Source organism: Campylobacter sp. RKI_CA19_01122, from assembly GCF_025771325.1.
Taxonomy (GTDB): domain Bacteria; phylum Campylobacterota; class Campylobacteria; order Campylobacterales; family Campylobacteraceae; genus Campylobacter_D; species Campylobacter_D lari_D.
This window is the reverse complement of record NZ_JAKMPZ010000012.1, coordinates 23,954-44,722: the sequence shown is the minus strand read 5'-3', so window position 1 is coordinate 44,722 and position 20,769 is coordinate 23,954. Positions and strand designations below refer to the sequence as shown.

The following is a 20,769-nucleotide window of genomic DNA, read 5'->3' as shown; positions in this document are numbered from 1 at the left end:
ATTCGAACCAACGGCCCCCTCCTTAAAAGGGAGATGCTCTACCGGCTGAGCTAACGAGACAATCAAAAAATGAAATTATGCCAAAAGAATATTTTTTTGTCAAGATCTAAAATAAAAATTTAAGCATATTCTTAAATATGCTTAAATTTAAACGATTAAGCTAAGTCCAATGACACTTTTCCATTTTTAATTTCTGCCACCTTAACCTTAACCTCGTTACCAATTTCTAACTTTTCCTTGAATTTAGAATTATGCAATAAACCATCTACGCCATCTCTAAGTTCTACAAAAACTCCAAATTCTACAACTTTTTGAACTTTTCCTATAAATTCTTCTCCGATATCAAATTTAGGCACTTCTTTTCTATCGCGCTTTTTATTAGAACCTTTAGAACGAACTAAATTTAATATATATTCTTTGCTTTGAGAAATAAAATCATGATTAATTCCTGCTATTTTAACCTCACCTTTATCTCTATCTAAGTCAATATTAACTTCAAATTTTTCTATAATCTCTTTTATAGTTTTACCACCTTGGCCAATAATATCAGGGATTTTATTTGGATCTACATTAAAAATTTCAATCTTTGGTAAAATTGCTTCATTAACAACTATGTTTTGATTGGCCTCTTCCATTAATTGTAAAATGTGCTCCCTAGCTTCTTTTGCTTGATATAAAGCCTCTTTTAAAACTTGTTGCTCTATACCGCCAAGTTTTATATCCATCTGCAAAGCAGTGATTCCCTTGTAACTTCCTGCTACTTTAAAATCCATATCTCCATCATGATCCTCAAGACCCATAATATCTGTTAAAATAGCATATTTTTCATCTTCAAAAACAAGTCCCATTGCCACACCTGCCACTAGTTTTTCACTTTTTACCCCTGCGGCTCTTAAAGCCAAAGCACCACCACAAACAGTAGCCATAGAACTAGAACCATTACTTTCTAAAATTTCAGACACTAAACGAATAGTATGAATATAATCCGTATCAATACTAGGATGTAAAGCTCTTTTTGCTAAATTTCCATGCCCTAACTCTCTTCTACCTGGAGCTTTTATAGGAGTAGCCTCACCTACGGAAAAACCTGGAAAATTATAATTTACCATAAATTTTTCGCATATAGGATTTTTTTCTGTTAGTAAATCTGACATTTGCGCATCATTATCACTTCCCAAGGTAGCTATAACTAAAGCTTGAGTTTGCCCTCTAGTAAAAAGACACGATCCATGTGCATTTGGCAGAATATTTGTCTCTATATCTATCTTTCTAACATCTTTCAAGCCTCTACCATCCGCCCTTTTATTTTCATTAAGAATTTGACTTCTAACAAGTTCTCTTTTGCACAAATATAAAGCTTTCTCAATATCTTCAATTTTCCATTCATTTTCAATAGCACTAGCTTCATTTTCAATCTCTTTTGCTATTTGTGAAATTTCACTTGCTCTTTCACTTTTCGCCATTTGGTTAATTGCAATTTTAAGCTTTGAGATATAGGAATTTTTAATAAAATCAACAATTTTGCCACCATCTGTTTCTATTTTAAATTCAAGTTTGGAATTTTTTCTATAAGCAGCAAAAACTCTTTCATATTCATTAGAGCCACGCAAAATCGCATTACCTGCAAATTCCAAAGCCTTTAAAACATCATCCTCATTAAGCTCATTCATATAATGTTGACCATTTTGTTTGTTTGCTAAAGCTCTCATTTCTATCATTAAAAGCTCATCTTTAACACCCGCCACATAAAGGTCTAAGGTGCTATTTTTTAATTCACTATTGCTTGGATTTAAAACAAATTCATTATTCATACGACCTATTCTTACACCACAAACTGGCGCTTTTATAGGAATATCACTTAAATATAAAGCAATGCTTGCGGCATTTAAACTCATCACTTGCAGATCTACTTCAGGATCAGCAGAAAGAACCATTACTACAATTTGAGTTGGATAGGCATAGCCTTTTGGGAAAAGAGGTCTTAAACTTCTATCTATAATCCTTGCACTTAAAGTTTCATTATCACCTGGTTTAGTTTCTCTTTTTACATAACCACCTGGAATTCTTCCTGCTGCATAAGCTTTTTCTATATATTGTACCGTAAGAGGTAAAAAATCCTCTTCTACCATTTTTTCTTCTCTAGCAACAGTTGCCAAAACTACAGCATTTTTTTCTTGCATTAAAACTGCACCTGCTGCTTGTTTTGCAACCTTATTAGTCTCAAATATTTCAAGATGATTATTAATATTTATTTCATGTCGCATGATTTTTCCTTTAATATTTTCATCATAGGCAAAAACCAAATAAGCTTTTTAAATTTTAAAAATTAAAACTTAAAAAGCCTGTTTTTGTTTTGCCTATAAATTTATATCTAAACAACCGATTGTTTAGATATAAATTTATCTCTTTAATGGAAGATAATATTTACTTTCTTCTAAAATATCTAAAATTTCATGAGCTTGCAAAATCGTTTTATTTTTAAAATAAAACTCAATATTCACAAAATGATCAATTTTTTGCACACAATAAACCTCATCTACAAAAACACCGATATATTCATATACATCACTTGGCATTAAAGCAGTAGCATAAACAATACTATTTACTTCTTCTTTTAACAAACTTTTAATACATGAAGAAGCAGTAATTCCACTTTCGCAACCTTCATGCAATATTAAAATATTTCTCCCTTTTAAATCCTTTAAAAGATTTCCTTTTCTATAACGATACACATTTTTTAAAATTTTTTCTTCGTAGGTTCTATTGGCTTCACCATAAATATAATCTAAACTTATATCAAAAGCTTTAACTAAAGCCTCATTATAAACCAACTCCTTTGTTTCACTAATCATAGCTATTTGACATTCATCATTATTAGGAGCTTTAATTTGTTCTGTAAATAAAAAATCATATGGAATTTCTAATTTTTGTGCTAGTGCATCAACAAAAACTATCGATTTTAAAGAAGGTGTAATAATAATATAATCTTTTAGTTTGTTTAATGGTAATATATCATATAATTTCTCAAGTGCATCTTTTTCATCTTCAAAAAATATCATATCGACCTTTCATTTTCCTCTAAAGAAAAATCATAAGATACCCCGCCTAATGGATAAAAATTAAACATAAAATATACACCACTTTGATCTTTAGCACTAATACCACCACTTGTAAGTTTAGGTGAAATATCTTTGCGATACATCAAAGAATAATTCCAACATTTTCTTTGATAAGTATAACCTATTTCCCATTTTTCAGGATCTTTGTTCAAATCAAACCACAATCCGCCAAAAATTTGATAATTAGTATTTATATCATATTGGGCTTTAGTTCCTATAAAATTATATTTTTCATTTTCATACATTCTATAAGCATGGTTTAAACTAATCTTCCATTCACCATAATCAAACAAAGCTTCACTAAAAACCTTATCAAAACGATTATCAACTCCAGAATATTCAGCTTCATTTCTTAAACTTATATAATCATTGTAAAAATATTCTACAACATTATCAAAAGCACCAAAGCTACCTTCTTTAGTAAAGTATTTAACCTTCAAGTTATGATATAATTTTTTTTTGCCTAAAGTATTATAAAAATACTGATACATTGAAAAATTAAGTTGCTCAGGATCATTTTTTAACTCTACAAAATCTTCAGTGATTTCACCCGATTTAGCTCCAGGTAGAAAATAATTAACCCCTAAATATAGAGTATGATAAAAATTTTCATATGGCTTTGAAAGATCTGTATATAAAGAAAAATTATGAGAATTTCTAAATAAATGTTCTTGATTTTTAACATCTGTATTAGAATAATCTACAAAATTTGCATATATCCTTTCTGTGAACGCAAAATTTAAAAAATCATCAAAAAAACTCGTATGATAAATTAAAGGTAAATCAAAATCTAAAGTTTTAGCATAAATACCCGTATGTCTATAATACCTATGAAAAGAAGCATCCAAGCTATATTGTATATAATTATCAAAAAATCCATTTAAATATCTATGATATTGAAAAGATGGATATTCTTGTAAAGTATCTTTATTGCTAATTTTAGAAGTGTCTATATAATACTTTGCATAAGCACCATAATAATTATCATCATCTGATAAAAAATAATTTATTTTAGAAGTAACTAAAGAAGCTTCGGTTTTTGCGCTAGAACTTAAATTCATATAATCAACATCATTTAAATAAGTAGCATCAACCCATAAACCCTCTTGAAATTCTTCACCTAAAAGACTTTTAAATAAAGATTCATTTGAATATTTAACCTCTAAACCATAGTGTTCTTTATTTTTTAAATTTTCTTCTCTTTTATAACTTGATTTTTCGCCAAAAATACCACCGCTAATTTCACCTTGAGAATAAGGGGTATCAATAAATCTTAAAGTTGAGTATAAGCCATAACCTCTTTTTGTTCTAATCTGAGGTTCAAATTGAATGTCCACATTATCATCAATAACATAATAAATTGGCTGATTATAATATAGCCCTTCACTTTGTTTTAAAACTACTTGGGGAATTAACAATCCGCTTTTTCTTTTAGTATCTACACTAAAACCAAAATAAGGTAAATACATCACCGGAACATTTTTTACATATAATCTTGCATTATAAAGATGTAAAAAATTACTCTCTTTGTTTAATTTGCCTTCATCAAAACGAATTTCCCAATCAGGATTTTCAACATTACAACTAGATACAACAGACTTTTTACTCATTACAAATTTGTCATCAATTTTAGCTTGATGACATTGTAGCCAAACCTCCAAATCATTATTTGAAAAAAATAAATTTTTAAAAGCTGTAGTGTTATTTTTTAAGTTAATCTTCGTATAAGTAGAATTAGTTCTTTCTTTTTGCCCCCTTAAGATATTAACATCTCCAAAAAGCTCCAAATCTTTTGTTGTTTCATTAAATTTAGCCTCGCTTGCAGTTATCAAATAAAAATCAGATACCACAACTACATTATTTTTTGCCTCTATGATATCATTTTTTTTGACAACATCCAAAGCATAAATATCTACTTTGGAAGCATATAAACTTCCTATGCAAGCCAAAGAAAGTAATATTTTACGCAAGATCTATCACCACTGTTTTGGCCGCATAATCATGCCAAGTTTTTAAAACGATATTGCTTAAAGCCCAAGCAAAACCCAAACCATACAACATATCACTAATTTGCCTTACACCTGCTCTTAAAGCACTTTGAATGAAATTTGGTTTATCTAATAAGTTTTGATCAATAACCATAATCTTCAAAAGCATTTTTCCTAAAGTTGCACCATATAAATATGTAAATAGACTATGATATGTAAATTGCAAAATTAAAGTTCCACCAGCAAAACGTATTAAAAGATTGTGAATTTCATCATAAGTTTGCATAGAACTAATCTTATCAAATAAAATAATACTCACAATAGCTAAAATCACAAAACTATCAACAATATAAGCTAAAAATCTTTTTTTAAAACTTGCTATTTTTAGCTCTTCTTTTTCTAGTTTGTCAAATAATTCTTGATTTACACTCATTTAAGAACCTGAAAAGCAATATCTTTTCTATGTTGTTTTCCTTTAAAATGAACATTATCACAAAGCATATAAGCGTTTTTTTGCGCTTCTTCAATACTTTTTCCAGTTCCTACACAAACCAATACACGACCACCACTAGCATATAGTTTGTTATTTTCTAAAATTACTCCAGCATAAGAAATATGAGAATTTTGCGGAATTTCTCCTATATCAATTAATGCTTTTGGAGAATCTTTATAAGGATAGTTTTTACTTGCACAAACCACACCTACTGCAAATTCATCTTTGATTTTTATACGAGTATTTGCAAGATTTTTATTCACACATGCTAAAAATAAATCCAAAGGATTTTCTATCAAAGGCATCAAAACTTCGCACTCAGGATCACCAAAACGCACATTGTATTCTAAAACATAAGGTTTATTATTTACAACCATCAAACCTATAAACAACACTCCAACAAATTCAGTACCCTCTTCTTTCATACCTTTAAGAGTTGGTACTACTATATCTTTTTTTACTTGCTCTAATAAATTTTCACTTGCTAAAATACTTGGAGCATATGCACCCATTCCTCCTGTGTTTGGTCCCTTATCATTATCCAGTAATCTTTTATGATCTTGTGCAGCAGGTAACAACATAAAATCATCTCCATCACAAACTGCAAATACACTTAATTCAAATCCGTTGAGATATTCTTCTATAACAACAATCTTACCAGCTTCACCAAAACTCTCTCCGCTAAGCATATTTTTAGTAGCCTCTAAAGCTTCTTCATGGCTTTGAGCAATAATCACACCTTTGCCCGCACACAAACCATCTGCTTTTACCACTATAGGAGGAGTTAAACTCATAATAAATTTCTTAGCTTTCTCATAATCTGTTGTATTTAAAAATTTAGCTGTTTTAATTTTATATTTTTTTAAAAAACTCTTCATATAAGATTTTGAAGCTTCAAGCATAGCAGCAGCTTTAGTAGGACCAAAAATAGCAATATTATTTTCTTTAAAAAGATCTACTATACCCTCTGCTAGAAAATTTTCACTTCCAACTATACAAAGATCAATCTCAGATGCCTTTGCATAAGCTGTAATAACCTTAGGATCTTTCATATTAAGATTTGTTCCTATTTTAGCGGTAGCACCATTTCCTGGTGCAAAATAAAATTCCAAATTATCATTTGTTTTTTGAAGAGCCAAAGCGATAGAATATTCCCTAGCACCGCTTCCTAATATTAAAATTTTCATTATTTTCCTTAAAATATCAAAACCCAAATGGCCGGAGTATAAGTGTCTGACCCTCAAAAAGTCAAAGTATGCCATTAGGTGATTTTTAAAGGCTGCAGCTTCTCGCTTTTTTTCAAAACTCAAACGAAGTCACAGAACACGGTAAATCACACATCACAGCTTATAATTAATGTGTTGGATCCTCTTTAATACCATATCGAACCATTTAGGCATTCTAATTATAACTAAGAAAACTTAAAAATAGGGTTTAAAAGGATTTTTATAAAATTTTGAATTTAGTTTTGGAGTCCTTTTTTAAAAAATACTTTCCTTCTAAAATAACATCAGCAACAGATGCCCAAATAGTTTTTTCATCTACATAAACTATATCAAATTCAGTATTTTTCATCAATCCTTGATAATTTACTTTTTTAGGTGCATGCTTAACAACATAATAAGGATTCATTGCAAAAATTTGGATTTTCATATTAACATATAAATCAGGATTGGAAGTAACTATTAAAAAACTTTTTTCACATTCTTTTCTTACTTTTTTAACATAAGAAAGCAATAATTGATCATTTGGATTTAGTGCATGTTTATTTAATCTATTTAAATAAAGTTCAGCAAAAGAAAGAGTGCAGAAAGAAATTTCGCTTGCAGTTTTAAAATAAGAATTTTTTATACTTGTTGATTTTAAAGATTTTTTCCAAATTTCTATATCTAATTTTGTAGCACATATATTTAAACCTTGTTTAATTTTCTCAAAAAGTTTCTCTCTAGCCATATTAAAACTATTATTAAAAATGGTAAGATTTTTTTCATAGAAAGACTTTCTCATTGCCTCTAATTTTTCAATGCTTTTTGTAAAATAATCTACTTCATTTTTTATTTCAACAAGCTTTTGTTTTTTACTTTGTATCATTTCTTCAAATTCTTGTCGTTTTTTGCCACTTTCTGTTTCTATTCTCGCTTGTTTTGATTTAATATCTGTAATCAAAGTACTCATTTGGCGATCAAGTGCTAATTTTCTATTTTTCCTATTGTCGATCGAAGCAAGAAGTGCTTGGTAATGACATTGATGAGACAAAAAGACCTCATCATACAAACGCTCCATGTTGATATGTTTTTGCTTATCTTTCATATCTTTATAAGCCATTTCAAGATGTACTATAATATTTTTCATAGCAGAAAAGTCAGCTTGGTTAATGGTATTATCTGAAAAAAGCAAAGTATCCAAAGCTTTATGTAAAAAACGCTTCATAGCAAAAAAATCTATAATATATGGCACCTCATCTGTATTAATATCTTTCACAGCATTGATTGATAGTGTTTCATTATAAAAATACCTTTGAATGGCTTGTGGGATAGTCAAATTTAGAGTAATCTTATCAAGATTATCATAATCGGTTTCTCTATAAAGCTCTTGAACATAAGCATCACGCCTTGTTAGTCTTAAATCCTCCAATTCATCATCACTATCTGTTTTCCAAAAATCTCTTTCTTTGATAAAATCATTATCTCCAAATTCTTGAAATTTAGAAGGTCTTAAATCTGTAATATGCTTTCCATCGGATCTAAACTCAACAAACATACCAACCGTTGGCATGCTTCTTTTATCGTGCCAAGCATGTTTATTAAATTCAAAAAATGTTTTTGCAAGATTAATTACTGTTCCTCTTCCAGTACCATCCACATAAACCATTATTTTTCCATGCATATCCAAATCCTTGATCTAAAGAAAAATTAAATTCTTATTTTAACTTTGTTTTCATAAATTTACAATAATATTTTAAAATTTATTAAAAATAACTATCTTAGGTATTTAATCTATGTTTTTATATCAATACTTTAAAAATCCAAAGCAAACAGGAGCATTTTGTGCAAGCTCAAAAAAACTAAGCAAACTCATAACCTCTCATGTCCAACATGCAAAAAATATTATTGAAATAGGACCTGGAACAGGAAGTTTTACCAAATATATCCTTAAGCAAAAAAATCATGATGCAAGATTTTTTGCAGTTGAAATTAATCCACATATGGCAAAAAAACTACAACAAAATATAAAAAATATAGATTTAGAAATTAGATCAGCAGAATTTTTACCTGATATGTTAGAAAAAAGAGCAATCAACAACGCAGACTTAATTATTTCTGGAATTCCTTGGGCTTTATTAAATTCCAAAGAACAAGATTTATTATTAAAGTCCATTCATGAGGTTTTAGAGGAAAATGGTTGCTTTGCAACATTTGCATATATACTGCCCACGCCAAAAGGAAGAGCTTTTAAGAAAAAACTTTTTACTACTTTTAGCAAGGTAGAAATTTCACCTATCATTTGGCAAAATCTCCCTCCTGCTTTTGTTTATTTTTGCACTAAATAACTATTCCCATTCAATAGTCGCTGGTGGCTTACTAGAAATATCATACACCACACGATTAATTCCTTCTACTTCATTAATAATACGGCGTGAAATATTTTCTAGTAACTCATAAGGTAAATGAGAAAAAGTAGCTGTCATACCATCACTTGCATTCACCACACGCACACAAACTGCATTATCATAAGTCCTATTATCACCCATTACGCCAACACTTTGCACATTTAAAAGCACGCAAAAAGCCTGCCATGTTTTATCATACCAACCACTGCTTTTTAATTCTTCAATCAAAATCACATCAGCTTTTCTCAAAAGCTCCAAACTAGGCTCATTTACTTCACCCATAATGCGTATAGCAAGCCCTGGTCCCGGAAAAGGATGACGATAAACTACATCTTTACTCAAGCCAAGTTCTATTCCTAAAGCTCTTACCTCATCTTTAAAAATTTCTTTTAGAGGTTCAATAAGTTTTAAATTCATCTTTTCAGGTAACCCACCCACATTATGATGAGATTTTATGGTTTTACTAGCCCCTACAACCGAACTTTCAATAATATCAGTATATAAAGTTCCTTGTGCTAAATATTTTACATCTTTATGTTTTTTAGCTTCTTCTTCAAAAACTTCTATAAAGGTATTTCCTATAATTTTTCTCTTTTGTTCAGGATCCCTAACACCTGCTAAGCGACTTAAGAAAATCTCCCTAGCATCAATACTAATTAGATCAATACCTAAAGTATGTCTAAACATATATTCAACTTGCTCTTTTTCACCGCTTCTTAAAAGACCATTATCAACAAATACTACTACCACTTGATCTTTTATCGCACTTGCTAGTAATGCAGCCACTACACTGCTATCAACCCCACCACTAACAGCACATAATACCTTATCATTACCTACCTCTTCTTTAATTTTTTGCGCTTGAGTTTTTGCAAAAGATCCCATATTCCATATACTATCACAATTACATGCATACTTAGCGAAATTTTTTAAGATGCTTTTTCCAAACTCACTATGTTGAACTTCAGGGTGAAATTGTAAAGCAAAAAATTTACGCTTTTCATCTCCAAATACACAAAAAGGACTATTTTCGCTTGTTGCTAAAACCTCAAAACCTTGTGGTAAATTTTCTACCTTATCAGAATGACTCATCCATACCGTTTGTTTTTTAGGTAAATTTTTAAACAAGTCACTATCATTTTGAATATCTATAGTTGCTTTGCCATATTCTTTATGACCTGCTGGAGCTACATTTGCACCAAAATGATGTGCCATAAGTTGCATACCATAACAAATTCCTAAAACTGGTATATTTAAATCAAAAACACCTTTATCACAAAAATAAGCATCATTTGCATATACACTAGCCGGTCCACCGCTTAAAATAATACCCTTAGGCTCTTTAATTTTAATTTCATCTAAACTTACATTAAAAGGTAAAATTTCTGCATATACGCCCTGCTCTCTTAATCTTCTTGCAATGAGCTGTGTATATTGCGAACCAAAGTCCAAAACCAAAATATCTGCTTTTTTCATCTAACTCCTTTATAAATTTAACAATTGAAATTGTACATACCAAACTATAATAGATACTATATATCCAACTAAAATCGTCCATGCATATTTTAAATGAGAATTAAAAGTATAAATTCCCTTCATTTTTCCCATTACCCCCACACCAGCTGCTGAGCCAAAGCTTATTAATGATCCTCCAATTCCTGCTGTAAGAGTTACTAAAAGCCATTGAGTATCATCCATACTTGGATTAGCTTTTAATACCGCACTCATAACCGGAACATTATCTACAATAGCAGATAAAAAACCTACGCCTATATTAATACTAGTAGCTCCAAATTTTGTATAAAGATCGGAAGCATAAGCAAGCCATCCAACAAAATGTAAAGCGCCCACAGCAGATAAAATTCCAAAGAAAAATAATAAAGTATCCATTTCAATACGCGTCATATAATGAAAAATATTCAAATCTTTTTTACCTTGTTTTCTATTGAAAAAATACATATATAAGCTGAGCAAAGAAAGACCAAAAATCATACCCCACATTGCAGGTAAATCGCAAATACTATGGATAAAAACTGCTAAAGCGATAGTTAAAAAACCAAGCACAATAAATACTTTACCACCCGGCTTAATTTCAACTTTTTCTAGATTATCTTTATGAAAATTTGGCTCAACATCAGACACATAACGCGATAGCAAATAAGCCGTAAGAAACCATCCAATAAAAGAAGCAGGAAAAAGAGCAAAAAATTCAAAAAAAGTAGCTTTTTTTGCCGTCCAAACCATCAAAGTAGTAATATCACCAAATGGCGACCAAGCTCCACCAGCATTAGCTGCTACTACAATATTTATAGCACCTGGGATTAAAAATTCTTTATTATGTTTATCTATAGTTAAAAGCACAGTAGATAAAATCAAAGCTGTGGTAAGATTATCTGCAATCGGAGAGATAAAAAAAGCCAAAATTCCTGTTAGCCAAAATAATTTTCTATAAGTATAACCCTTGCTTACAAGCTTATATTTTAAAGTTTCAAAAACCGATCTTTCTATTAATGCTTCTATAAAAGTCATTGCTGCTATTAAGAAAAACACAATTTGTGCGATTTCCAAGATAAGATGATTAACACTTTCTTCAAGTATTTGCGTGTCTAAATCATTTACTACCATATATATACCAATGACAATAAAAGAAAATGTTCCTATAAACAAAGCAGGCTTAGTTTTGTTGATATGATATTTTTCTTCTGCTGCTATAAAATAATACCCCAATACAAAAATTATTAAAACACCTATACCCAAAGCACTAAAAGCCAAATTTAACTCATGAGTTTGACCTGCTAATAAAAAGCTAATACTAAAACAAAGTAAAAAAAGTATTCTACTCATATTTCACTCTCCAAAGATTGGAATTTTTTTATTTCCTTTACGCTGCCATTATTATCTTTTATTTCATAAAATGGAGCAGCTTTATAACCACATGCACTTAAAAATATTAATAAAAAAAATGTTACAATAATTAAATGGAAGTTAAAAATGATATTAAAACAAGTTGTGATGTTATTGATATATTTGCTAATTCTGAAAAATATAAACATTATAGACCTTTAAAAGCACTTTTGCAATATAAAGAGTTTTTAAAACTGTTTAACCATAATCACCAACAAATGATTACTAAACTCTTTATAAAAAATAATACTTTGATTATTTTAGTTAAACACCACATTGCATATATGGAGCTTAATCACGATAATACCAAAAAAATGATTAAAAGTCTCATAAAAAACTATATTTTAGCTAAGCCAATGAGTAATTTTGCAAAAGTGGAAAATATAAAAATACTTAGCGACAAAAACTTTATATCCAAAAACAATACTTTTAGCGCACATAAAAAAACTCATCTAGAACTTTCTAATGGAAATTTTAAAAACCATTTTGAAAATCCTATTTTATATAATAAATTTGAAGAACTACGAAAGCTTATAAAAAATGCTTGAAAATGAACTCAAAACCTTACCTAATTTACCTGGCGTGTATCAGTATTTTGATATACAAGGTAAGCTTTTATATGTAGGTAAAGCCAAGAATTTAAAAAACCGCGTTAGAAGTTATTTTAATTTCACTCCAAATCTTTGCCCAAATCTTAGCAATAGTTTAAGAATTCAAAAGATGATTAGCCAAACACATCATTTAGAATTTATTACCACAAAAAGCGAGGCTGATGCTTTAATACTAGAAAATTCTTTTATAAAACAATTACACCCAAAATACAATATATTATTAAGAGATGATAAAACCTACCCTTATATTTATATAGATTTAAATGAAGATTTTCCTAGATTTGAAATTACAAGAAAAATTATCAAAAAAAATAAAATAAAATATTTTGGTCCATTTTTTAAAGGAGCAAAAGAGCTTTTAAATGCTTTATATTTATCTTTTGAACTAAGACAAAAAAAATCTTGTAAAGAACTTTGTCTTTTTTATCAAATCAAGCGTTGTAAAGGTCCATGTGAGCAAAAAATTTCCAAACAAGATTATGAAAAAATTATCCAAAATGCTACTCAAGCTCTTTTAAATCCCTTATCTTTAACAAAAAATTTAGAAAATAAAATGCTTGAATATGCAAAAAATGAAAACTACGAAGAAGCGGCTATTATAAGGGATCAAATCAAAACAATAGAAGATTTAAGCGTAAAAATACAAATAGACCTTGCAAAATTAGAAGATTTTGATGTTTTTGCCATATATCATGAAGCAAATATACTCTCTATGGTACGTTTTGTTATAAATAATGGTAGGATAATTAGCTCAAACCATAAAGTGCTAACCCTAAATCATCAAGATGAATTTGACTTAAATGCGGTATATAAGCAATACATATTAGAAAATTATACCCAAGATAGTCCAATAAATTCAACCCGAATTTATACGCATGAAGAATTTGAAGATATGAACCTTTTGCAAAATTTACTTAGTGAGAGATTTTCTAGAAAATTTCACCTTAAGGCTCCAAAACTTGGTGAAAAAAAAGCTTTGTGCGAACTTGCATTAGAAAATGCAAAAATAAACATACAAAAACACTTAAAAAGTGATAATTATTTATTTTTAAAAGAACTAAAAGAATTTTTTAACTTACAAAATTATCCTAATTGTATAGAAATTTTTGACAATTCTCATATGCAAGGTGAGGCAAATGTTGGTGCTTTAGTAGCCTTCAAAGATGGGAAATTTGATAAAAGCTCTTATAGACACTATCATTTATCTTATAAAAATGATTATGATCAAATGCTTCAAATCCTTAGCAAAAGAGCTTTATCCTTTGATAAAAATCCTCCGCCTGATTTATGGTTAATTGATGGGGGAGATGCTTTATTAAAACTAGCCAATGATATCATCAAAAGTTCTGGGGCAAATGTAGATATTTTAGCGATTTCTAAAGAAAAAATAGATACAAAAGCTTATAGGGCAAAAGGAGGTGCGAAAGATAAAATTTATACCCAAGAAGGTAAAATTCAACTTTCTACCGATGATAAAAAATTACAATTTTTGCAAAAATTACGCGATGAGGCACATCGCTTTGCAATTAGTTTTCATCAAAAAACAAAAAGAAAACAAGATTTGCAAAGTTCTAGGTTAATACAACTTGGAATTTCCCAAGGATATATTAAAAAATTTTTAGATTATTATGGTAGTTTTGATGAGATTAGCAAAGCTAGTTTTGATGAATTAAAATCACTTTCCAATGCAAAGATAGCTAAATTAATCAAGGAAAATTTATGATATTATTTATTAGTTCTTTAACTTTGATTTTATGTTTTTTAAATTATTATTTTTTATATCCAATTGATCAAAAATTATTCTATATTTATACCTCTATTAGTATTTTAATATTTACCGCTACATGTATTTATTTAATCATAAAAAATCAAAAATTTAAAAAAGATAATATCATTATTCAAGAAATAGAAAAATTTTTAAAAATATCAAGTTCAACCTCTTTAATAGATCTAAAAGAAAAATTAAAAACATCATTTGAGCTAACGCAAAAACAATTGCAAGATCAAAAAATACAAAACAAACTTTTACAAAAAAACTTGCAATATCTTATTCAAAGTTTTAACTATATGCGATTAGAAAATTCCATTACACTAAAGCCGATTTTAAAAAAATATCAAATAAGTACAAAAACAAAAAATATTATTTTTAAGAATATCCACGCATGCATTGTAAATGATGATATGATTGAAAATTTTTTATTACAATGTATTTTATTAGATATAGGCATTAGTAGTGAAATTTTTGATGATTTTCAAAAAGTAGAGAAAAAATATTCCTTTATTATTTCAAAGAAGAAAATAAAAAATACGCTAAACTACACATTTGTAGATGTCAATGTCAAAGATCTTATCAGTTTTTTAAGTACAAATTTTAAAGAAGAAAGTTATCAAATAGCAAATTTATACAATGTATTGATTTTTAAATCTTCTAGTTTTGAAAATAATCTAATTTTAAATATAACCAATCAATTTTGCTCAAATAATCAAATTGTAGATAGCCTAAGTGATTTTAAGAACGCTTTAAAGTTAAATTTTAGATTAATTTTGGTTGATTATGAAGTCATAAAGTTCGATATTTTATATTTTAGTCAAATACTACATGAATATAAAATACAAAATTCACAAAATAAAATTTTACTTTTTACCAAAAATAGAGTTAAAAATTGTGATTTTGCCGATGAAATTATAAATGACATTAGCAAAAATGAATGGATAATTTTACTTAAAAAATATATCAATCAAGTTTAGTTCTATGATTAATAGCCTTATGTAAAGATATAAAATCGACATTTTCCAAACTAACACCGCTTGGAATACCTTGGGCTATTTGGGAAAAACTCAAATTTAAATCCTTTAATTTTTCCTCTATAAAAAAAACTACAGCATCTGAATTTAAGCCTTGAGTAAAAGCGAAAAAAATTTCTTTAGTATTTTTGTTTTCAATCATTACTCTTAATTTAGTAATATTTTCTTCGTTGGTATTTTCTAGTACAAAATAAAGCCCATCATAGCTTTTACTATCTTCTAAAATTAATATATCTTTAGGATCTTGCACTATACAAATAATATTATTATTTCTTTCTATATCAGAACAAACTTCACATAATTCATTTTCACTTAAAGCCCCGCATTGTATACATTTTTTAATCCCTCTAATGGATTCTTCAATACTATAAGCAAGTTTAGAACCTAGCAAAGGATCTTTTATACAAACATGATAAGCAAGTCTTAATGCGGACTTTTTACCGATAGTAGGCAATGCAGAAAATGCATTTACCAATTCATTAAATTTTTCTAAATCTTTCAAGTCATTTTAACCTTGAAAAAACAATCTTAAAAATATGATAACCATCTTCATAACTATAAGTTAAATTATAACCATGAAGATTGCAAATATTATTGATAATATAAAGCCCTAATCCCATACCTTCAACTTGAGTATTTTGTTCTCTTACAAAAGGTTTCAAATAATAATCAAAAGTTTTTTTAAGTTGAACCCCTTTATTTCTAACAATTACATAGTCCCCTGAACATATAATCTCACAAGCTTTATCGTCAGAATATTTAATAGCATTATCAATCAAATTTTTAAGCATTAAGGAAAAAAGTTCTAAATCAGCAACAATCATAGTATCTTCTTTGTAAGAAATCTTAACTTTTTGATAAAAATCATCTCTCATGAGATAATCTTCAGCCTGCTCTAAAATTAGGCTCAAATGATAAGTTTGCAAATTTAGTTGGCAATTTCTAGATAAAACTTTTTCAATTTTACCAAATTCATCAATCAATAATTCAAGTCTTTCAAAAATCGCTACTAAGCGGTCTTTTTGTTTTTGATTGTCTAGCATCTCACAAACTATCCTACCTTTTCCAATAGGTGTTTTAAGTTCATGCATAATCATTCTTAAAAAAAATTGTCTTGATTTTACTAATTCTTGTATTTTATTAATAGCATGGTCAAATTCAAAAGAAATTTCTGAAATCTCATCATTAATTTGTGAATATTCGGATAAAGGTTCTATTTTTCCAGTACTAATATTTTTAATTTTCTTTTTTAAAATTTTTAAAGGCATTAAAGATCTTAAAACAGAAAAATATAAAAATATAATCAAAATCAAACTAAAAAAGAAACTTAGTAAAAATAAATACTCTAAACGCGTAGATGCATTTAGCTCATAAAGCTGCTTTAAATTAACTTGTTCAACATAAAAAAAAATTTGATTATGGTAAATAATAGAAGAAAAACTACCGTAAGCAGAATTAACCTTAAGCACCTTTTCACCTTTTGCAACTATATGTTTTGCACTGCGTTCATTTTCAACTATTTTAAAAGACTTAGAAAGAAGATAATCATGAATTGAAAAACCTTCTTTTCTTTCTAAATTATATATAATTTTTTCTACAATTTCTTTTTGTCTATTTTGCTCATTGGTTAAATAAGAATCAACCTGAACCTTACCCAAGAGCACAAACAAAGCACAAACAAACAAAAAAGCCGTTGCAAAAAGAACGGTAATCTTAAGATTAATAGTTACTTTCATCCTATTAATTTATATCCTATCCCTCTAACTGAAAAAATATGCTTTGGTGCCTTCGAACTATCGCCGATCTTAGTTCTAAGCCTACCAATAATTACATCTAAACTTTTAGAATCTTTATCTTTTAAGCTTTTGCAGTGATACACAAGCTGCTCTCTGCTAACTGAAAATCCATGTTGTCTTATCATATAACTTAAAATTTCATATTCAGCAGGAGTTAAAATTAAAACCTCTTCATTGTAACTAATCTCATGTCTTTTTTCATCAATTTTAAAAGCTGAATTGATTATTTTTTCAGGAGTTTCATTTACGCGTTTTGAACGACGGATTAAACTCATAATTCTTGCATGCATTTCTTTAGGATCGTAAGGCTTTGGTAGATAATCATCCGCACCTATTTGAAGTCCTACAATTTTATCACTTAAATCGCTTCTAGCTGAAGAAATAATAATAGGAATACTATATTTTTCTCTTATTTCGCGACAAACTTCAAGACCATCAAGTCCAGGTAAAGTTAAATCAAGAATTAAACAATCATAATTTTTTATACCAGCACTCATTCCCAAATACGGATCTTCATAATTAGTAACTTTGATATTAAATTGGGCCAAATATTCTGCTAAAAACTCTGCAAAATCTGGATCATCTTCGATCATTAAAACATTAATCATCTCTACCCCTTATTAGTGAAAATATGTTACAAACTTAATATTATAACACATAATTTAACTATTCATTTATTTTTTTGCTAAAATTATAATATTAATTTTTCAAGAGAGGAAAAAAGTGGAACTTAATTATTATGAAATATTAGAAATTTCTCAAACTTCAGATAAAGAAACTATAAAAAAAGCTTATAGAAAAATGGCATTAAAATATCATCCTGATAGAAATCAAGGAGATAAAGAAGCTGAAGAAAAATTTAAACTTGTCAATGAAGCTTATGAAGTACTTAGTAATGATGAAAAGCGAAGTATATACGATAGATACGGCAAAGAAGGATTAAAAGGACAGGCCGGTGGTTTTGGTGGTTTTGGAGATGTTGATTTAGGGGATATATTTTCAAGTTTTTTTGGAGATGGATTTGGTTTTGGAAACTCAACGCGTAAAAAAGAAAGGGAAAATAAATATTCACATGATTTAAAAATAGCGGTAAAGATTAGCTTCAAAGAGGCTGTTTTTGGCTGCAAAAAAGAAATTGATTTTACCTATAAAACATTTTGTAAAATATGCAATGGTAGTGGATCAGAAAATGGAAAAGAAGATACTTGTTCTCATTGTGGAGGAAAAGGACAAGTTGGTGTTAGACAAGGTTTTATGACTTTTGTACAAACTTGTGATCATTGCAAGGGCAGTGGGAAAATAATAAAAAATAAGTGTAAGACATGCCATGGAAATGGTTATGAAGAAATAAAAGATCATATAGAACTTGATATACCAGAAGGTATTGATAATGGTATGAGTCTTAGAGTGCAAAACAAAGCAAATGAGCTTCCAAATTCTTCTCAAAGAGGTGATTTGTATATCAAAATCGTTGTAGAAGATGATAATAAATTTATTAGACATGATGATGATATATATACCATAGTACCTGTATTTTTTACCCAAGCTGCTCTTGGAAAGACAATTAAAATTTCCACCATAAGAGGAGAAGCTGATCTTAAACTTCCAGTGGGTGCAAAAGATAAACAAAAATTTGAATTAGCTAATGAAGGTGTTAAAAATATTCACAATGGAAAACTTGGTTCGCATATTGTACAAATTGAAATAAAATTTCCAAAAACACTTACTGATGAACAAAAAAATCTACTATTGCAACTTGAAAAAAGCTTTGGCTTAGAAAATGAGGAAGCTTTTATAGAACAAGAAAGCTTGTTTGATAAAATCAAATCTTGGTTTAGTCACTAAGGAAGTTTTAAAGCCATCTCCATGGCTTTATAAATTTCTTCTGTTTTTTGACACTCTAAAAATAGCTCAAAAGCAAAAACACCTTGCCATAAAAGCATTTGCGTGCCATCTTTTATTTTTAATCCATTTTCTCGTGCCAACTTTAAAAAAGATGTTTCTCTACTATAAATAACATCAAAAGCATACTTAGTTTTTTGAAAAATATTTTTTAAAATCCTTTCTTCGCAAGGTAAACTTTCATCATGTAAACCTGCACTAGTCGTATTTATTATCAAATCAAATTGTGTATTTAAATCAAGTTGATCATATAAAAAACATGGATAATTATTTAAATTTTTAAATCTAACACTAGAGCGATTTGCTATTGCAACTTCAATATTTATAGATTTTAAAGCATAAGCTAAAGCTTTAGCGGTGCCACCAGCACCTAAAATCAAAGCATTTTTAATAGAAAAAAAATTTTCAATTGCTTTTAAAAATCCCAAATAATCTGTATTGCAAGCATAAATTTTACCATCTTTGTTTATTAAAGTATTGGCAGATCCTATTTGCTTAACACTTTCATCACAAAAATCTGCAATTTTATACGCTTCTTCTTTAAAAGGTATAGTAATATTTGCTCCATCAAATTTTTGAACAATTTCTTTTAATTTTGCTTTATTTTTTAAATGGTATCTTGTATATACTGCGTCTTTTTTAAGAACTTGTAAAGCATTATTGTGCATTCTTGGAGATTTAGAATGCACAATAGGATCACCTATAACTGTGAAAATTTTCATTTTACTCTAAAAGTAAAAGCACCTTTTGCGATTTTAGAACGCACCTTTTCCAATTCAGCTTTTAATTCGCTTTCTTTATAAGGCCCAACTAAAACTTTTGTAAGTTCTTTGCCATTTACTGTTGTTTTGTAAATTTTATATTCATATCCATTTTCTTTAAGTATATTTAATTCTTTTGATTTAGGATCAAGACTATTTAAAGAAAAAACTTGAATATAAGCACCTGCAGGAAGTTGTGTTTGAATACTTGTGGTTTTTATACTCTCAAACAATTCATTTGCATTGCTTTGCTCTGGGGTTTTTGGCTTTTCAACAACATTAGTTTTTGATTTTTCAGAAGGTTTTTGAATTGGTTTTTCTATAGATTTTTCTACAGGCTTAATCTCTTCTTGTTTTTCTTCCACCTTAGCTGGCTCTTCTTTTGGTTCTGTTGATGTAATTTGATCTAATACACTATTGCTTGGAATTTCCTGTTTTTCCTCTATGGTATTATTTGCATCAGCCAATGAACTTTCTTCTTTCAGTTTTCTAGCTAAAGCTTCAAATTCATCCTCTTCTTTAGTATTATCCGTAATAGGCAAAGAATTAAAATTATTTTCATAAGAAGCTTGCTCTTGCGGCTCTGATGGCATTTGTAGTGATTTTTCCTCGCCTGGATCATTAATTAACTTCATTGCTATCATTACTACCAAAAACACAATAATTAAAATAATCGATCTGAGTAAAATTTTTTTAAGTTTTTCACTTTTATTGCTTTTTTGCAAGATAATATCATCAAACTCATTTTTGTTGTTTTCTTCCATTTTTCATCCTTTCAAA

General features: G+C 28.7%; 18 protein-coding genes. 5 read left to right on the top strand and 13 right to left on the bottom strand.

Features of this window, described 5'->3' with window-relative positions; genetic code table 11:
* Positions 1-155 precede the first annotated feature (155 nt).
* The 6 genes from L8U37_RS07145 to L8U37_RS07120 all read right to left on the bottom strand — a co-directional run bounded on the left by L8U37_RS07145 (position 156) and on the right by L8U37_RS07120 (position 8,486).
* Positions 156-2,264: a polyribonucleotide nucleotidyltransferase gene (locus tag L8U37_RS07145; RefSeq protein ID WP_263728915.1), complete on the bottom strand. Its 2,109-nt coding sequence runs from the start codon at positions 2,262-2,264 to the stop codon at positions 156-158.
* Positions 2,265-2,399: 135 nt separating this feature from the next.
* The gene (locus L8U37_RS07140) at positions 2,400-3,059 is read right to left on the bottom strand and encodes a phosphoribosyltransferase (RefSeq protein ID WP_133319883.1); all 660 of its coding nucleotides are present in this window, start codon (positions 3,057-3,059) and stop codon (positions 2,400-2,402) included.
* Positions 3,056-5,092 carry an LPS-assembly protein LptD gene (locus tag L8U37_RS07135; protein WP_263709775.1) on the bottom strand — a complete coding sequence of 679 codons (2,037 nt, stop codon included), beginning with the start codon at positions 5,090-5,092 and terminating at the stop codon, positions 3,056-3,058. The genes L8U37_RS07140 and L8U37_RS07135 overlap by 4 nt, the downstream gene beginning before the upstream one ends.
* Positions 5,082-5,540 (bottom strand): RDD family protein, encoded by a 459-nt coding sequence (locus L8U37_RS07130; RefSeq protein ID WP_220567182.1) that lies wholly within the window; start codon positions 5,538-5,540, stop codon positions 5,082-5,084. Before L8U37_RS07130 ends, L8U37_RS07135 begins: the two co-directional genes overlap by 11 nt.
* Positions 5,537-6,787, bottom strand: a complete 1,251-nt coding sequence (gene purD, locus L8U37_RS07125; RefSeq protein WP_263728913.1) for a phosphoribosylamine--glycine ligase — start codon at positions 6,785-6,787, stop codon at positions 5,537-5,539. The genes L8U37_RS07130 and purD overlap by 4 nt, the downstream gene beginning before the upstream one ends.
* 259 nt (positions 6,788-7,046) lie before the next feature.
* Positions 7,047-8,486: a hypothetical protein gene (locus L8U37_RS07120; RefSeq protein WP_133319879.1), complete on the bottom strand. Its 1,440-nt coding sequence runs from the start codon at positions 8,484-8,486 to the stop codon at positions 7,047-7,049.
* 112 nt (positions 8,487-8,598) lie between these two features.
* On the opposite strand from L8U37_RS07120, the gene L8U37_RS07115 reads away from it, so the two are divergent.
* A complete protein-coding gene (locus L8U37_RS07115) occupies positions 8,599-9,150 on the top strand; it encodes a class I SAM-dependent methyltransferase (protein ID WP_133319878.1) in 552 nt (183 codons plus the stop codon).
* On the opposite strand, the gene guaA is transcribed toward L8U37_RS07115, so the two are convergent.
* Both guaA and nhaD read right to left on the bottom strand, forming a co-directional pair.
* Positions 9,151-10,686 (bottom strand): glutamine-hydrolyzing GMP synthase, encoded by a 1,536-nt coding sequence (gene guaA, locus L8U37_RS07110; RefSeq protein ID WP_220567179.1) that lies wholly within the window; start codon positions 10,684-10,686, stop codon positions 9,151-9,153.
* Positions 10,687-10,695: 9 nt separating this feature from the next.
* A complete protein-coding gene (gene nhaD, locus L8U37_RS07105; protein ID WP_263728912.1) occupies positions 10,696-12,054 on the bottom strand; it encodes a sodium:proton antiporter NhaD in 1,359 nt (452 codons plus the stop codon).
* A gap of 134 nt (positions 12,055-12,188) precedes the next feature.
* Between nhaD and L8U37_RS07100 the strand changes: the two genes are divergently transcribed.
* Genes L8U37_RS07100 through L8U37_RS07090 form a run of 3 tightly spaced genes read left to right on the top strand, consistent with a single transcriptional unit; the run spans position 12,189 to position 15,473 of the window.
* On the top strand, positions 12,189-12,662 hold the full coding sequence (locus L8U37_RS07100) for a hypothetical protein (RefSeq protein ID WP_263665026.1): 474 nt from the start codon (positions 12,189-12,191) through the stop codon (positions 12,660-12,662).
* On the top strand, positions 12,655-14,448 hold the full coding sequence (gene uvrC, locus L8U37_RS07095; RefSeq protein WP_263728911.1) for an excinuclease ABC subunit UvrC: 1,794 nt from the start codon (positions 12,655-12,657) through the stop codon (positions 14,446-14,448). The genes L8U37_RS07100 and uvrC overlap by 8 nt, the downstream gene beginning before the upstream one ends.
* Positions 14,445-15,473 (top strand): hypothetical protein, encoded by a 1,029-nt coding sequence (locus tag L8U37_RS07090; protein ID WP_263728910.1) that lies wholly within the window; start codon positions 14,445-14,447, stop codon positions 15,471-15,473. Before uvrC ends, L8U37_RS07090 begins: the two co-directional genes overlap by 4 nt.
* On the opposite strand, the gene recR is transcribed toward L8U37_RS07090, so the two are convergent.
* From recR to L8U37_RS07075, 3 genes are read right to left on the bottom strand one after another with little or no spacing between them, the layout of a single operon-like run.
* A complete protein-coding gene (gene recR, locus L8U37_RS07085; protein ID WP_133319871.1) occupies positions 15,460-16,032 on the bottom strand; it encodes a recombination mediator RecR in 573 nt (190 codons plus the stop codon). The two genes, L8U37_RS07090 and recR, sit on opposite strands and share 14 nt — an antisense overlap.
* A 1-nt stretch (position 16,033) precedes the next feature.
* A complete protein-coding gene (locus L8U37_RS07080) occupies positions 16,034-17,266 on the bottom strand; it encodes an ArsS family sensor histidine kinase (RefSeq protein WP_263728909.1) in 1,233 nt (410 codons plus the stop codon).
* Positions 17,263-17,934 carry a response regulator transcription factor gene (locus L8U37_RS07075; RefSeq protein WP_066006696.1) on the bottom strand — a complete coding sequence of 224 codons (672 nt, stop codon included), beginning with the start codon at positions 17,932-17,934 and terminating at the stop codon, positions 17,263-17,265. Before L8U37_RS07075 ends, L8U37_RS07080 begins: the two co-directional genes overlap by 4 nt.
* Positions 17,935-18,049: 115 nt before the next feature.
* Here L8U37_RS07075 and dnaJ point away from each other — a divergent pair, with 115 nt between their 5' ends.
* Positions 18,050-19,171: a molecular chaperone DnaJ gene (gene dnaJ / locus L8U37_RS07070; protein WP_263670354.1), complete on the top strand. Its 1,122-nt coding sequence runs from the start codon at positions 18,050-18,052 to the stop codon at positions 19,169-19,171.
* On the opposite strand, the gene L8U37_RS07065 is transcribed toward dnaJ, so the two are convergent.
* Both L8U37_RS07065 and L8U37_RS07060 read right to left on the bottom strand, forming a co-directional pair.
* Entirely contained in the window at positions 19,168-19,950 is a 783-nt protein-coding gene (locus tag L8U37_RS07065; RefSeq protein WP_133319868.1) for a shikimate dehydrogenase, read from the bottom strand. The two genes, dnaJ and L8U37_RS07065, sit on opposite strands and share 4 nt — an antisense overlap.
* The gene (locus L8U37_RS07060) at positions 19,947-20,753 is read right to left on the bottom strand and encodes an SPOR domain-containing protein (protein WP_220567171.1); all 807 of its coding nucleotides are present in this window, start codon (positions 20,751-20,753) and stop codon (positions 19,947-19,949) included. The genes L8U37_RS07065 and L8U37_RS07060 overlap by 4 nt, the downstream gene beginning before the upstream one ends.
* Positions 20,754-20,769: the final 16 nt, after the last annotated feature.